Annotated in this window: 14 protein-coding genes; 6 read left to right on the forward strand and 8 right to left on the reverse strand. The window is 48.4% G+C overall.

Features of this window, described 5'->3' with window-relative positions; genetic code table 11:
• Nucleotides 1–178: 178 nt before the first annotated feature.
• The 5 genes from ACFVRY_RS23905 (at nt 179) to ACFVRY_RS23925 (ending at nt 4,742) form a co-directional block, all read left to right on the forward strand.
• A complete protein-coding gene (locus tag ACFVRY_RS23905) occupies nt 179–493 on the forward strand; it encodes a hypothetical protein (protein WP_387502799.1) in 315 nt (104 codons plus the stop codon).
• Nucleotides 494–537: 44 nt separating this feature from the next.
• Nucleotides 538–1,176 (forward strand): class F sortase, encoded by a 639-nt coding sequence (locus tag ACFVRY_RS23910; protein ID WP_387502800.1) that lies wholly within the window; start codon nt 538–540, stop codon nt 1,174–1,176.
• Nucleotides 1,173–2,303, forward strand: coding sequence for an amidase domain-containing protein (locus tag ACFVRY_RS23915; protein ID WP_387502801.1), 1,131 nt, complete (start codon nt 1,173–1,175; stop codon nt 2,301–2,303). Before ACFVRY_RS23910 ends, ACFVRY_RS23915 begins: the two co-directional genes overlap by 4 nt.
• Before the next feature lie 78 nt (nt 2,304–2,381).
• Nucleotides 2,382–3,869 carry an oligosaccharide flippase family protein gene (locus tag ACFVRY_RS23920; RefSeq protein ID WP_387502802.1) on the forward strand — a complete coding sequence of 496 codons (1,488 nt, stop codon included), beginning with the start codon at nt 2,382–2,384 and terminating at the stop codon, nt 3,867–3,869.
• 99 nt (nt 3,870–3,968) lie between these two features.
• On the forward strand, nt 3,969–4,742 hold the full coding sequence (locus tag ACFVRY_RS23925; RefSeq protein ID WP_387502803.1) for a polysaccharide deacetylase family protein: 774 nt from the start codon (nt 3,969–3,971) through the stop codon (nt 4,740–4,742).
• Nucleotides 4,743–4,827: 85 nt separating this feature from the next.
• Here the strand turns inward: ACFVRY_RS23925 and nikC are convergent, their stop codons facing one another.
• From nikC to ACFVRY_RS23965, 8 genes are all read right to left on the reverse strand, one after another.
• Entirely contained in the window at nt 4,828–5,724 is an 897-nt protein-coding gene (nikC, locus tag ACFVRY_RS23930; RefSeq protein WP_387502804.1) for a nickel transporter permease, read from the reverse strand.
• A gap of 10 nt (nt 5,725–5,734) precedes the next feature.
• Nucleotides 5,735–6,739: an ABC transporter permease gene (locus ACFVRY_RS23935; RefSeq protein WP_387502805.1), complete on the reverse strand. Its 1,005-nt coding sequence runs from the start codon at nt 6,737–6,739 to the stop codon at nt 5,735–5,737.
• 69 nt (nt 6,740–6,808) lie between these two features.
• Nucleotides 6,809–8,476, reverse strand: a complete 1,668-nt coding sequence (locus ACFVRY_RS23940; protein ID WP_387502806.1) for an ABC transporter substrate-binding protein — start codon at nt 8,474–8,476, stop codon at nt 6,809–6,811.
• Nucleotides 8,477–8,588: 112 nt separating this feature from the next.
• The gene (locus ACFVRY_RS23945) at nt 8,589–9,572 is read right to left on the reverse strand and encodes an ABC transporter ATP-binding protein (RefSeq protein WP_387502807.1); all 984 of its coding nucleotides are present in this window, start codon (nt 9,570–9,572) and stop codon (nt 8,589–8,591) included.
• Nucleotides 9,569–10,558: an ABC transporter ATP-binding protein gene (locus ACFVRY_RS23950; RefSeq protein ID WP_387502808.1), complete on the reverse strand. Its 990-nt coding sequence runs from the start codon at nt 10,556–10,558 to the stop codon at nt 9,569–9,571. The genes ACFVRY_RS23945 and ACFVRY_RS23950 overlap by 4 nt, the downstream gene beginning before the upstream one ends.
• Before the next feature lie 247 nt (nt 10,559–10,805).
• Nucleotides 10,806–11,771 carry a helix-turn-helix transcriptional regulator gene (locus tag ACFVRY_RS23955; RefSeq protein WP_387502809.1) on the reverse strand — a complete coding sequence of 322 codons (966 nt, stop codon included), beginning with the start codon at nt 11,769–11,771 and terminating at the stop codon, nt 10,806–10,808.
• 218 nt (nt 11,772–11,989) lie between these two features.
• The gene (locus ACFVRY_RS23960) at nt 11,990–12,682 is read right to left on the reverse strand and encodes a hypothetical protein (RefSeq protein WP_387502810.1); all 693 of its coding nucleotides are present in this window, start codon (nt 12,680–12,682) and stop codon (nt 11,990–11,992) included.
• Between the two features lie 192 nt (nt 12,683–12,874).
• On the reverse strand, nt 12,875–13,558 hold the full coding sequence (locus ACFVRY_RS23965) for a M50 family metallopeptidase (protein ID WP_387502925.1): 684 nt from the start codon (nt 13,556–13,558) through the stop codon (nt 12,875–12,877).
• Between the two features lie 199 nt (nt 13,559–13,757).
• Between ACFVRY_RS23965 and ACFVRY_RS23970 the strand changes: the two genes are divergently transcribed.
• On the forward strand, nt 13,758–14,225 hold the full coding sequence (locus tag ACFVRY_RS23970) for a coiled-coil domain-containing protein (RefSeq protein ID WP_387502811.1): 468 nt from the start codon (nt 13,758–13,760) through the stop codon (nt 14,223–14,225).
• Nucleotides 14,226–14,268 lie beyond the last annotated feature (43 nt).

A 14,268-nucleotide genomic window follows, 5' to 3' on the forward strand; every position in this document is an offset into this window, starting at 1 on the left:
TTTATTATAAAACATATTACCCCGAACTTTCACCTATATAAGACGAACAAAAGAAAGTAACAAGAAGCGAGAAGGTTAAGAATTAACAACTGGAAACAATTTAACAATCTAATAACTATGCGAGTTGGAGATATTACTGTGCAGGGGAAAAAACACATTTTGAGGAGGAAATACTTTTATGAAAAAATTAGCTGTTGCCGCCATTTCTGCCTGCCTATTGATGTCCGCTGTGTCAGCTGCCAGTGCGGCTCCGGTTGAGCCGACGAAACATGAGAAAAAAGCACATACTCAAACCAAACACAAAGCTAAGGCACACCATAAAACTCACGCAAAAGGAACACATGCGAAGAGCCTAAAAGCCAAAAGCTTGGGACACAAAACTTTAAAAACCAAGAGCCTGAATGCCAAGAGCATCAAAACAAAAGGTATTAGCACCAAAGCCACTAAATTGCCGAAAACAGGCTTCGGCGGCGCGAGCGAACAAACGGAGTAAGGAGGATGAAAGGGGGAGGATAACTCCCTCTTTCTCTTATAATTATGAAAAAATGGATCCTTGTCTGGCTACTCACCAGTATCGCCTTCTATGGCTGTGGTTGCGCAGCAACAACACCCGAACCTAAAGAAAATCTTCATACAGAATCACAGACGAATACAACCGTAGATGACATCAAAGTTGAACCAACCAAAGAACCCATACCGATCCATTCCGCGCCTCCGCTACCTGAAAAACCGTTTATGCCGACCCAACTTTCCATTCCCGCTATTGAAGTCACCGCAGAAATTGAACCGGTAGCTGTATTACCAAGCGGGCAAATGGGCGTGCCAGAATCAACCGATCTGGTTGGAATTTCTTATCCAGGCGTTCGTCCAGGATCAAAGGGCAACGTGGTATTGGATGGACATGTGGACAGCTATACTGGCCCTGCCGTTTTTTTTAAATTAAAAAAGTTAAAACCGGGCGATAGCATTATTGTCTCAGACAACGTACACAAGCTTACTTACACAGTCGAGTCTGTTGAAATTTACCCAACAGAACAGGCTCCATTAGAACGAATATTCGGGGATACCACAGAACACCGGTTAACCCTTATCACCTGCACAGGGAAATATAGCAGAAAGAAAAAAGAACATGAGAAAAGGCTGGTCGTTTTCACGAAGCAGAAAGGTGAGTTATGATTGTGCTTAAAAAAACCAGTATCCTGTCCCTCATCCTTATTCTTTTGGCCTCCTTTTCTTTGCCCACTGCTACGGTGAATGCTGAGGAAAGCAAAGCAAATCAAGAGGTAGATGCCGCACTAAAGCAAATCTTCGCAGATCGCGCACAGACGCTGATCGACCAGCAAACGGAACGGCTACAGGGCACTTATCTGACACAACAGACATTAAGCAAAAATGCCTACCATAACGAGAGCAATCGAACTGCTTATATTAACGCGTGGGCCGCGAAAAGGTCTATCAAACTGGTCAAAGCCAACAGCAGCATTCGCATCATCCGCAGGAACGTAAGTGGAGAAACGGCTAAGGTGTCCCTTGTGCAATCACTCAAGCTTAGTTATGTGTATTTAAATGAAGTGATCCCGCCACAGTCCTTCGGCATCGGCACACGGCATTTTATGACGCTGAAGAAAATCAATGGAAGTTGGAAAATCGCCCGCGAATGGTATTTGGACCCGTTGGACGAGAATCCACATAAGATTGCTGACAGTCCAGACGGGTTGGCCCCTTCTGTTAAACCTGCAGCAGCGGTATCGGGTAAAAGTCGTCGTTACAATCGTTCACGCGCCATAGCCTATGCCGATAAATATGCGGGAACTGCATGGGGAGCTGGCAATCAGCATCGGTATAACCGCAAATATCTCGACTATACAGGTAAAGGCGGCGATTGCACTAACTTCGCCTCTCAGGCGGTCGGTGATCCTGAAGAAGGTGGAGGACTACCGATGAAGTCCGGCTGGCGATATTTTTATCAGACCGGCGGTTCGCAGACCTGGGTACAGACCGATGCCTTCCGTAATTTCCTGCTGCACTCCGGCTATGGCAACATGGTCGCCAAGGGTACCTATAAGGAAGTAGTAGCCCCTTCCAAAAAATATGCCAATGGCGCCATCTCCCAACTGCAGGCCGGCGATCTGATCGGTTACATTATGCACAATAATGATACGGATCATTTTTCGGTTATAACAGGCTTTGATGAATATGGTTATCCTTTAGTCAACTCCCATACGGCAGATCGTTACCGTGTTCCTTTCGACCTTGGGTGGGACAAGTACACCAAATATGAGCTGATTCATATCAGAGATTAAGCTTGTCAGCATAACGCCATTTCAATGTCATACAATTAAAGATCACGACATTGAATCCGTTATGCTGGAGGTAGCGCTGTGCCTCATCTATTCAAGCAATCTGCCATTCGGGCAGCCGCCATGGTTGCAGTCAAGCTGTTCGGACTGGCGGGAAGAATCATCCTCACCAGAATTGCTGGCGCAGAAGGAATCGGGCTGTACCAGATTGCCTACTCCTTCTACGGCTTTCTATTGATGCTGGCCGGAGGACTGCCCACGGCGCTCGCGCTGGAAACCGCCAGAAAACCCGCACAGGGCTGGCAGTTTCTAAAGATTGTTTCTGTGCTACTGATGTTTGGAGGCGGAGCCACTAGTCTGGTCATTTTCCGGTACTCGCCATTTCTCTCCACCCTGCTTGGTAATCCCGGTCTGAAGCATGCGCTGCACAGTCTGGCTCCTGCCCTATTTGCTGCTCCGTTGCTCGGATTACTGCGAGGTTATTTGCAGGGACTGGGACGTATTGGCATCATTGCTTTATCAGAAGTCACTGAGCAAGCTGTCCGCGTAACCTGCATGGTACTTATCACAGCAGGGCTCCTACCGCTGGGTATGAGCCGGGCCATAGGTGGAGGGTTATACGGTACCTTTCTTGGTGCATTTATCTCTTTTTCACTGCTAACCGTATACCTTTCTTTGGACACCCATTCTCCGCGCTCGCAGGGCCACTCAGTAGTATTACCTGTTACGATATTCTTCAAAACTTCGCTGGTCATTTCTATGACACGTATGTTCATACCAGCTTCGGAATTTATTGACGCTTTACTAGTTCCTAATCGTCTGCTCGCAGCAGGCCATAGCACCTCCGAAGCAACCGCCATGTACGGCGTTATTTACGGGATGGCAGCTATTGTCGTCTATGCTCCTACGCTCGTAACAGGAGCACTCAGCCATACACTAACGGTCCGGATCGCAGCAGAATGGCAGCAGGGCACTTTGGAAAAATTCAATCATCTGGCAAGCCTGGCCTTGAAGATCTCCTGGTTGTGGGGAATCGCCTCCGGGCTGTTTCTATTTGTTCATGCTGACATGCTTTCCACTCTCATTTTTAATACGACAGCTGCGACTACACCGATCAAGTACCTGGCCTCCATCCCGCTTCTGGTAGGTTTCCGCGAACTGACCACCAGCATTCTCTGGGCGCAAGATATCAAGAAGGCTCCCTTCTGGGGTCTGCTTGCAGGGCTGGCTTGTTCCACTTTTGCGCAATATATACTCGTAGGCATTCCTGGCTTCGGCTATGCCGGAGCGGCGATAGCCATTGTATCTATGGAACTGGTGTCTTCGCTCTGGAATCTGAAAGCTTTACATATTCATAAGCGGAAACTTCACCAGCTCCTGTTCTTAATGCTCTGTGACATCGGAATTCTACTCCTGGCTGCGGCGGGGGCTTCGCGCTGTCGGCAGCTGTTACAAAGTCTATTTTCCGAACTATGGGTTTTCATGCTGGAGAGCACCTTATTCTTTCTCGCCTCCGGTCTATATTTTTATCTACGATGTTTTTACGGCGGCAAGTTCAGACGTGCTTGATCCTGCACAGTTTTTTCCATCTTGCCCTCTCTCTGCATATTTCCTCCTGCCAAAGGTGCATTCTATATAACTGAACCTAAGAAAAAGGGGGGGGCATCCATGAAAAGAGCGTATAGGGTCATTTCGGCTGCATTAGCCCTGCTGCTCTGCTGTACGCCGTCTACACTGGCCAGCCCGATAGTCAAGAACCGCTACTATTTTGAGAAACGGGGCGACATGATCTGGGAGGTACATACCAGTCAAAAGGTGATTGCCCTCACCTTCGATGACGGTCCGGATCCAGCGGAGACCGAGTTGATTCTGGATTTGTTGAAGCAGTACAATGCCAAGAGCACATTTTTTGCAATTGGAAAACGGATTGCCGCTTATCCCGATATCGCCCGGCGCGTGGTTGCCGAGGGTCATGAACTGGCTAACCATACTTATAATCACGTGTATTTCAAGCGACCCATCTCCGAAAAGCAGGTACACGAGGAACTGGATCTAACGGAGAAAGAAATTATCAAGGTCTCGGGCAAGCGAAGCAACCTCTTCCGTCCGCCTGGAGGAATGTACGATGAGACTCTGATTAATGTGTCCAATCAAATGGGGTTGAAGCCCATCCTCTGGTCTTGGCATCAGGATACCCGGGACTGGAACAGACCGGGGGTCTATGCCATCTCGAACAAGGTGATTCGCAATGCCCACAACGGCGATATTGTGCTTTTTCACGACCATGTACATGGAAAATCGCAGACAAGACAGGCGCTGAAGATCATTCTGCCAGAGCTGGAAAAGCAGGGGTACCGGTTCGTCACCGTCTCCGAATTAATCAAGCTCTCCGACACACAGCGGGCAGGCAAGCAGCAGGTCGGACGAAACCCTGATAGATAATAAAAATCTTCTATTATATAGGAAGCTCAATTTGAAGTATAAAAGCCCTTTCGGTAATGCGCACCGAAAGGGCTTGCTTCGTAGTTTATTTTTTCATTCTGGGGTCCAGCACATCACGCAGACCGTCACCTATAAGGTTGAAGCCCAGCACAGTCAACATAATGGACAGACCCGGGAAGATGACTGTCCACGGCGCCTTCTGAATAAACTGCCGAGAGTCGGATAGTATCTTCCCCCACTCCGGATCAGGTGGTTGGGCACCTAGACCCAGAAAGCCAAGTGCGGCGGCTTCAATAATCGCATGTGCGATACCGAGTGTACCCTGCACGATAACCGGTGTAAGACTGTTCGGCAAGATATGGGTGATCAGAATGCGGCTGTCCTTCATACCTATCGCCCGAGCCGCAGTGATATACTCTTCTGATTTCAGACTGAGCACTTTGGCTCTCACCAATCTCCCATAGGTCGGGATGTTAACGATGGCAATGGCATACAACGCATTTTGTAAGGAAGGACCCAGAATCGCCACAATAGCAATAGCGAGCAGGATGCTCGGAAACGCCAGCAGAATATCAAACATACGAGAAATCAACATGTCGGTCCATTTGCCATAGAACCCTGCTAGCACCCCCAGGATCGTTCCGGCAATCATGGAGCCGATGACGGAAAAAAAGCCAACCCATAAGGAAATCCGCGCTCCATAGATCACCCGACTGAACAGATCCCGGCCGAGATCGTCGGTACCAAGCCAATGTTGGGCCGAAGGTGGTTTCAGACGGTTAACCAGTTCCTGCTCCTTGTAGTCATAGGGTGCAATCCACGGCGCCAAGAGCGCAATCATTACGAAGAATAGGATGATACCCAGTCCCAGCATCGCCGACTTGTTCTTACGGAAGGCCCGCCACGCATCACGCCAGGGGCTGGATGTCTCCTTAACGGGAATATTACTGAGAGACGTTGCATGGATAGTTGGCTGTGACATAGATTCACCCTCACTTGTAATTAATGCGCGGATCAATAACGGCGTACAGCAGATCGACCAGCAGATTAATGATTACAAAAATAAACGCAATCACCAGAATCCCCGTCTGGATGACAGGATAGTCGCGTGAACTGATGGCTTCAAAGATGTAGCGCCCTACACCCGGCCAGGCAAAAATGGTCTCGGTGAGCACCGCACCGCCCAGCAGTGCGCCTGTCTGTAAGCCGATTACGGTCAGTACAGGAATAAGCGCATTCTTCAGGGCATGCTTGTACACGACCAGAAACTGCGACATGCCTTTCGCTTTGGCTGTGCGGATATAATCGGAATTCATGACCTCAAGCATGCTGGAACGGGTCATCCGGGCAATAATCGCCATCGGAATCGTTCCCAGTGCCATACTTGGCAGGATCAAATGCTTGATGACGGTCCATAGCTGATCCCAGCGTCCTGCCAGAATCGTGTCGATCACATAGAGATTGGTGATGCTGTCCACCGGATTACGCTGGTCCATCCGCCCAATCGAGGGAAGCCATTGGAGCTTCAGGGCAAATATTAATTGTTCCATGAGTCCTAGCCAGAAAATCGGCATGGAGACCCCGATGAGCGCAATTATCATGGCGCTATAATCAAACCAAGAGTTCTGTCGCCAGGCACTAAGGATACCCGCATTCACGCCCACCAGAGTAGCAAACAGCATGCTGGCTGCTGTTAATTCCATTGTTGCCGCCAGATAGGGCAGAATCTCCTTCGCAATCGGCATCTTGGTGCGGATTGAGGTACCGAAATCCCCCTTCACCAAATCTCCCATGTAATTCAAATACTGCTGAAGCCAGGGCTTATCAAGACCAAGTTGATCACGCAGCGCCTGCTTGGACTGTTCCGTAGCCTTTTGGCCGAGAATCGTCTCGGCCGGATCTCCAGGAATGGCATGAATAATAGAGAAAACAATAATCGTCATGCCAATCAATACAGGAATTAAAACCATGACTCTTTTTAATAGGTAGGCATTCAAAGTCAGCTCACCTTCCAAAGGTGTAATGGTACCCTAACGATGGTTAAAACCATACACAGGTTAACACGGCTATTCAAAATACACTTCGCTATAATATTCCGTGCCTGTCGGCCCTGGTACGAAGCCCCTCAGATTAGCCTTGCCGGCCAGAAGCGGTGTCGTGTGCACCAATGGAACCCACGGAGCATCGGCTTTGATAATTTCCTGCGCCTTCTTATACAAGTCGGAGCGCTTGCCCTGATCTGTTTCCTTCTGAGCGCCAACTAGCAGGGTATGCAGTTCTTCATTGACATAGAAGGTCCGGTTATTACTTGGAATGGCGTCTTTGTCGAGCAAAGTATAGATAAAATTATCCGGGTCACCGTTGTCGCCGGTCCAGCCGAGCATATAGATATCATCTTTCTCGCCCACCTTGGTATCATCCAGATACGTAGCCCATTCCGGAGATTCAATCACCGTTTTTACACCAATTTTCTCCCAATCCGCCTGAATGGCTTCTGCCACCTTCTTGCCATCAGGCATATAAGGACGAGGTACAGGCATAGCGTACAAGGTTACAGGGTCGGGCAGACCATTCGGATACCCCGCTTCTGCAAGCAGTGACTTGGCCTTGTCCAGATCAAATTCATAATCCTTCACGCTGTCATTATAGCCCCACAGTGAAGGCGGCATTGGATTGACGGCTGGCTTAGCCTGACCAGAGAAGAATGCATCAATAATGGCTTGTTTGTTCACCGCATGATTAAGTGCTTGTCTAACCTTTACATTATCAAACGGCTTCTTCTTGAAGTTAAAGCCTAGATAAGAAACGTTAAACGGCGGGCGCTCAATCTTTTGCAGGTTACTGTTGCCCTCCAGCGTGGACAGATCATCCGGACTCAAATCTTCCATCAGGTCAATCTCGCCGTTCTGCAAGGCGGTGAAGCGGGCTGAGTTATCCGGTATGGAACGCACGATCACTTTGTTCAGCTTCGGCAATCCCGATTTCCAATAGGCGGTATTCTTCTCCAAGGTGATGGAATCATTGCGTTTCCATTCCTTGAAAACAAACGGCCCCGTACCGACCGGCTCATTCTTGAAGTTCGCCTTCTTCTCCTTGATCGCAGTAGGGCTGGCAATCCCAAAGGAGGTCATTGCGATGTTCTGCAGGAAAGGCGCCTGCGGCTGGTTTAGAATAATCTGCACCGTTTCGTCATCTACTGCCTTTACTTCTTTAATGACACGGCTGCCTTCTGGACCAAACATGGAATCATAATAATCGAATGAGTCGCCCTCAAATTTGAATTCACTCTTCGGATCATTCCAGCGTTCGAAGTTAAACACGACTGCTTCGGCGTTAAAATCAGTGCCATCATGGAACTTTACCCCAGGGTGCAGTTTGAATGTATAGGTCAAACCGCCCTGAGTTACTTCCCAACTGTCGGCGAGGGAAGCCTGTACTTCGGAAGTACCTGGCTTATATTCCAGCAAAGAGTCGAATACCTGATGGGAAATCTTCAGGGACTCGCCATCTGTGACAATAGCCGGATCAAGTGAAGCAGAATCTCCGCCTCGTCCCAGGATTAACGTATCCTGAACCTCTTTGGGCTTGTCCGTGGCATCTGCCGGAGCATTGGTTGCCGCTGCGTTGCCTCCAGTATTGCCATCCTTACCTGCATTGTTGCTACCTCCGCAGCCGCTCAGCGTGAACGCCAGGCTAAGCGTTAAGACCAGTACAAGACTACCCCATTTCTTCATTTCATCGAAAACTCCCTTCTGCTATTGAAAGTATTAAAGTGTTTATATAGAGCTGTGCCAAAGCGCAGCCATAAACCGGTATCTATGCTTTCTAAGCTGTCAGACTAGCGAGCTATGAATGGGTTGTTCCGTCCTGTAAATGACAGGCGGTGAAATGGGAGGAGCCCGTCTCCAGCAGTGGTGGCCGTTCCTTGCGGCAGACCTCCATCACCTGGGGACAACGGGTATGAAAAGAGCAGCCAACCGGCGCATTAGCCGGGCTTGGCACCTCACCCTGGAGAACGATTCGCTGTTTTCGGATATCAGGATCAGGTTCGGGAACAGCAGATAGCAAAGCCTTGGTGTAGGGGTGCTGAGGGTGGGAGTATAACGAGTGTTTGTCCGTGATTTCAATGATTCTGCCCAGGTACATAACGGCAACCCGGTCGCAGATATGCTTGACGACACTAAGGTCGTGGGCAATAAAAAGATACGTCAATCCAAATTCGCGCTGTAAATCCTGCATAAGATTAATGACCTGGGACTGTATGGATACATCCAGCGCGGAGACCGGCTCATCGGCCACAATCAGCTTGGGCTGAAGGGCAAGTGCTCGTGCAATACCAATCCGCTGTCGCTGCCCGCCAGAGAACTGATGCGGATACCGCTGCAATTGGCTCTTCGCCAGTCCCACCACATCAGCAAGCTTGTCCACGGCGGCACGGCGCTCCCTGGCATTGCCGGTACGGTGCACAATCATAGGTTCCTCTAGAATCCGCTCTACGGTGTGCCGGGGATCTAGTGACGAGAACGGGTCTTGGAACACCATCTGCATCTCGCGGCGCTGCTTGCGCAAATCTCCAGCAGAGAGCTTAATAATGTCCTGGCCTTCAAAAAGAATCTCTCCTGCCGTTGGCTCCATCAGCCTCAGCAGCGACCGGCCTACGGTCGATTTGCCGCAGCCGCTTTCCCCCACGAGTCCGAAAGTCTCTCCTCTGCCGATCGTGAAGGAAATATCATCGACCGCCTTCACGAACCCGGCTGTAGAATTAAGAAATCCTTTTTGCACCGGATAGTATTTCTTTAGTCCCTTGACTTCCAGCAGATTTCCGCTCATACCGCGTCCTCCTGACTTCTTTCATGCAGCCAACAGCGGCAGCTGTGCTGTTCTTCCTGCAGGGTGAGCTGCGGAAGGGATTGGTGACATATTTCCATGGCCTCGGAACATCGCGGTGCGAACCGACAGCCCTGCATTTCTGTACTGAGTACAGGCACATTGCCCGGAATGGAGTATAGGCGCTCGCGGGTGTCGTCCATTCTCGGTACGGATTGAATCAAGCCACGCGTATAGGGATGCAGCGGGTGCTTAAAAATATCATGCACACTGCCCTCCTCTACTACTTTGCCCGCATACATAACGGCCACACGATGGCACATCTCCGCAACTACACCCAAATCATGGGTGATCATCATTACAGCCGTTCCCTGCTCTTCATTCAGCCTGCGGATCAAATCCAGAATCTGGGCCTGGATCGTCACATCAAGCGCGGTGGTAGGTTCATCGGCAATCAAAAGCTCCGGATTGCAGGAGATGGACATTGCGATCATAACTCTTTGGCGCATACCGCCCGACAATTGATGGGGGTATTCGTCAATAATGGACTCCGGTCTTGGAATGCCAACATTGCGCAGCATATCAACGGCATGGTCCCGCGCTTGTCTTTTGGACATTCCCCGGTGCAGGCGCACAGTCTCAATAATTTGCTGCCCGACAGTAAATAGTGGATTAAGCGAGGTCATCGGCTCCTGAAAGATCATCGAAACTGTATCTCCGCGGATCTTGCGCATCTCCTTTTCCTTGAGCGTTACAAGATCCTGGCCTTTCAGAAAGATTCGGCCTTCTACAATCCGGCCAGGGGGACTGGGAACCAGTCTTAGCACAGATAGTGAGGTTACGCTTTTGCCACAGCCGGATTCTCCAACTACACCCAGCACCTCGCCAGGATTAATGTAAAGATCAACGCCGTCAACAGCCGGAATTTCACCGCGGTCAGTAAAAAAGTGGGTATGCAAATTCTCAATTTTTAAAATGGGCTCAGACAAGGAATGATACCTCTCTTCTGTTTAAAAATTGAACAAAGGTCAAATGAGGGCGAACAAAATAAAAAATCGGGAAGTTTAAGTAACCTGTAGTTAACATATAGTGGAAGTATATAACCTTATGAGGTCGTTATTTCTAATTAATGTATAACATTACTATATAAATCCAAGGTACACAAGAAAAATTTGTTATATAAAATTACCCTATAAAATTAGTCAGAATATACCTTGTGCAAAAAAAAAGACTGCGCTATTTATACAGCGACAGCCCTTTCTCTAATTGATACCGCATGACTTCACGGTAATATGATGGTTCCACAAGTTCAGCTTCTTCTCCAAACTCGAGTATCCAGCGTACGAATGTGATTTCCTGATCCACCGACACTTTAAACTGAAAATAACGATTCTCTTGATCTACCTTGATGGGCTTCATCAACACCCCCTCTTTCCTGATCCGCTCCATAGACCATTCAGAGAACTTGATTTTAAATTCGACCTGTAGGCTATCCTTGTCCAGCGCCCATTTATGTTTCATAAAAGCCTGCAGATCAAAATTGTCTTTTGAAAATCCGTACTTAAGGGGTTTAACATTGGATAGCCCGTTCGTATGAAAGGTACGAATGACCTCAAAGTGGTGACAATAACCAATTAAATAAAATCGATTTTCCAGCAATATAATATAATAGGGATCAATAGCGATCCCCTTTTCTTCGTGCGCATTCTCGTTATAATCGGCCTGGATGCTTTTCTGCTTCAACATGGCGACGAACAGCTCGATCAAAAAAGTAGGCTGCTCCGGCTGCAAGCCGCCTCTTTCCATCCAAGCGGTTCCTGCCTCTCTTCCCACGATCTCCATCTTTTCTTCTTTTTCAGCTCTATGCTTATATTCAGCCGCCATTACTTTCTCATAGGCACTCTCAAAGCCCGAAGGCAATAGCGGTTTAATGTCATCCATAAGGTTGCGAAGCTGGGCAAATGCCATCGCTTCTTCGTCTGACCAGTCCAAGGGGTACAGCGCAAAATTCCCGATAAAGGCATATCCTTTCCCATGACCCAAATGGGTGATCGGAATATGCATGGCACTGAGGGCATCCATATCCCGGTAAATCGTCCTTTCACTGTTGCCGCATCGTTCGGCTAGCTCCCGAGCCAGAATGCCCGGTTTGGCCTGAACCAGCGTAATAATGCGCATCAGCCGGATTAATCGGTCTGTCATATTCAGTTCTCCTTGATTCATGGTAAAATAGACCCATTATTTTAAATTAATTAGTCGTATATATCTAGAAACCAAGGAAGCAATAACCGAGATTAGGAAAATATAATAGAACTATTTTACTATTTTACCGCAATTATATATCACATTCCCGGTTTCCTGTTTTTGCAAACATGAGAAATAAGGCTATTTATGTATAAAGTTTTTTTCGTATATATGCATTATCTATGTTCTGTCCCGACAACTTTTCCTTTCGGCTTCAGCTCTCTGTCACTCCGTTTATACAGCGCTTCCGCTTCTTTGAGCAGAGATAAGTCACCAGATCTAGCTGCCAACAAGAGCAAATTATCGGCATGACGGCGCAGGTGCTCTGCAGCCTCGATGTTCTGCCCCTTGTCCTTTAGAAACGTAATTTCATCAAGCATGATCGGTATTTTCAACAATTCCAGGTGCTTCTCTACATGAAAGCAGACGGTGTCTCTGGCCACCGCTGTGTGACGACTATAATCCAGGCTTAGTTTTTGCAAGGGCAGTTCACGAATTCGTCCTCCTGGCGGCTGTTTGTAAAGCCACTGCACCCATAGGGCATCATGTTTGCCGGCCGGCATGGCGCTTGTGGAAAATTCCAATGCCAAATACTTCTGCTGTCCGCAAAGAATATTTCCCAGGTTTAGCAGCAGTGAGCGTCCTTCTCCTGCTTCTGCCCTGCAGCCATGGCATGCGGTGAGGTTCAGGTGGGGTTCAAGCCATATTCGCAGTTCGATGTCACGTGCGGCTATTTTATGGCTTCGTTTACGAAGTTGATCTACTTTTACAATACCTCTCCATTCCACCAGCAAAACAATATTATGGGTCCCACCTGCAAAAATATGTTCTTGACTCCAAGTAAATATCGGCTGAATACTTGCTTGCATATTTCCACCTCTTTCTTTTTTTGGTTCTTCTATTAATGTACCAATAATGGCGGACAACTCCTTGTCATGGAATATATGTTCGGGGTTATAAAATCGACAAAAAAAGAGCCAACTCCGTCAAATAGACCAAGTTGCCCCTTAAAAGTGAAATCACAAATGTCGATATATGTAGATAAATATGCATCCCTGCCGCTAACCCCTTTTGCCTGTACGTACCCGCTGGGCTTTGAAGAAAAACTCCAGGGCCCATTTCGCGCACAGCAGAGAAAACAGAAAGAACAAAGCCGCCCAGAAAAACGACGGGACTCCCGTCAGTCTTGCCAGGTTGCTAGCATCGCCAGCCCGGGACGGAGAAGTCACCGAAGCGGTGACCAGATAAAGTGTCCCGGTCACGGACTCTTCCAGAGTAAGGAAGGCCAACAGTAGATAGTAATACTTGCTGACTTTGTCCCAGAAGAACAGCATCACGATATTCAGGGCGATAAATCCGCCAAGCCACATCATTCCGAAGCTGCTCCGGACATACAACAGCAGCATAATTAACGCTACACCAGTGGCCAGTCCCAGACCCCAGTGTATCTTTCCTTTTCCATAGAGAAAGAACAGCAGCAACGCAAACAGAGACGCAAGCGGATACCCCGCCAATGCCACTCCAATTGCCCGGCCCCCCGCCTGGATTGCCGAATAGGTTACTCCACTATGATCGGCATACAGCTCAATGCGTAGCACCTTGCCCGATAAAAGCAGCGTAACCAGCGCATGGCCGAATTCGTGAATCATCGTGTCCAGATTACGGAACAGAGACGAGAACGGAATGAACCGTGTCAAGAAGGCTGATCCGGCCAAGATTAGCAGTGTCTTCACCCATTTATTCATCATGCACCTCCTCTTTCCGTCCAAAGTATACGATAAACCCCTTCTGTTCTCAATGAAGGATGCTCAGACAGGAAACGCTTGTCTTCTCTATACGTATTATCGTTTAAAACCTTTGCCACCCCTTGCTGGAAACTGTCGAACACTGTAAAGCTATGGTAAAATAAAAGGAGAACAAGCCTATTCAGGTGGTGATGCAATAATGAGAAAAAAGATAATACACCCAGGGTTTAAACTCTTTTGCTCAGCTCTGCTGCTGCTCGGAATATTCGTATGTCTTCCGGCCCCTTCAGTGCAAGCTAATTATTTCAGCGATCTATACAACGGATTTCAGAAATTCTCCGAGCTTCCCGGAGAGGTCAATAAGTTACAGGAAAGCTACCGTCAGACGTTGGAAGAGCTCGAACGAACCAAGAACGAACTCGGCGAAGCCAAAGATCAACTGGGTGCAACAGTATCACAGAATGCTGCCCTCCAGGAGCAGAACCGTCAGCTCAGCCAAATGGTCAATGAGTTAAGAGATGACCGCCAGGCGCGCGACAACAACTTTAACCGAATTAAGGTTACTATCATTACAGGACTGTGCCTGATCCTGGGCTATTTCCTGCTGATTCGGTTGGTTCGTCTAGGGATGCGCAGCCGCTCCAGAAGAAGTGACCGCCTCCGGTAAAACAGGAATGGAGCGTATATAGATAATGACACAGAAGCAAGGG

It is taken from the genome of Paenibacillus sp. NPDC057934 (assembly GCF_042887565.1).
Taxonomy (GTDB): domain Bacteria; phylum Bacillota; class Bacilli; order Paenibacillales; family Paenibacillaceae; genus Paenibacillus_AQ.

Excerpts from the sequence above, each read along its gene's own strand:
- ACFVRY_RS23905 (WP_387502799.1), top strand. The coding sequence starts at position 179 with ATGAAAAAATTAGCTGTTGCCGCCATTTCTGCCTGCCTATTGATGTCC.
- ACFVRY_RS23910 (WP_387502800.1), top strand. The coding sequence starts at position 538 with ATGAAAAAATGGATCCTTGTCTGGCTACTCACCAGTATCGCCTTCTAT.
- ACFVRY_RS23915 (WP_387502801.1), top strand. The coding sequence starts at position 1,173 with ATGATTGTGCTTAAAAAAACCAGTATCCTGTCCCTCATCCTTATTCTT.
- ACFVRY_RS23925 (WP_387502803.1), top strand. The coding sequence starts at position 3,969 with ATGAAAAGAGCGTATAGGGTCATTTCGGCTGCATTAGCCCTGCTGCTC.
- nikC (WP_387502804.1), bottom strand. The coding sequence starts at position 5,724 with ATGTCACAGCCAACTATCCATGCAACGTCTCTCAGTAATATTCCCGTT.
- ACFVRY_RS23940 (WP_387502806.1), bottom strand. The coding sequence starts at position 8,476 with ATGAAGAAATGGGGTAGTCTTGTACTGGTCTTAACGCTTAGCCTGGCG.
- ACFVRY_RS23945 (WP_387502807.1), bottom strand. The coding sequence starts at position 9,572 with ATGAGCGGAAATCTGCTGGAAGTCAAGGGACTAAAGAAATACTATCCG.
- ACFVRY_RS23955 (WP_387502809.1), bottom strand. The coding sequence starts at position 11,771 with ATGACAGACCGATTAATCCGGCTGATGCGCATTATTACGCTGGTTCAG.
- ACFVRY_RS23960 (WP_387502810.1), bottom strand. The coding sequence starts at position 12,682 with ATGCAAGCAAGTATTCAGCCGATATTTACTTGGAGTCAAGAACATATT.
- ACFVRY_RS23965 (WP_387502925.1), bottom strand. The coding sequence starts at position 13,558 with ATGAATAAATGGGTGAAGACACTGCTAATCTTGGCCGGATCAGCCTTC.
- ACFVRY_RS23970 (WP_387502811.1), top strand. The coding sequence starts at position 13,758 with ATGAGAAAAAAGATAATACACCCAGGGTTTAAACTCTTTTGCTCAGCT.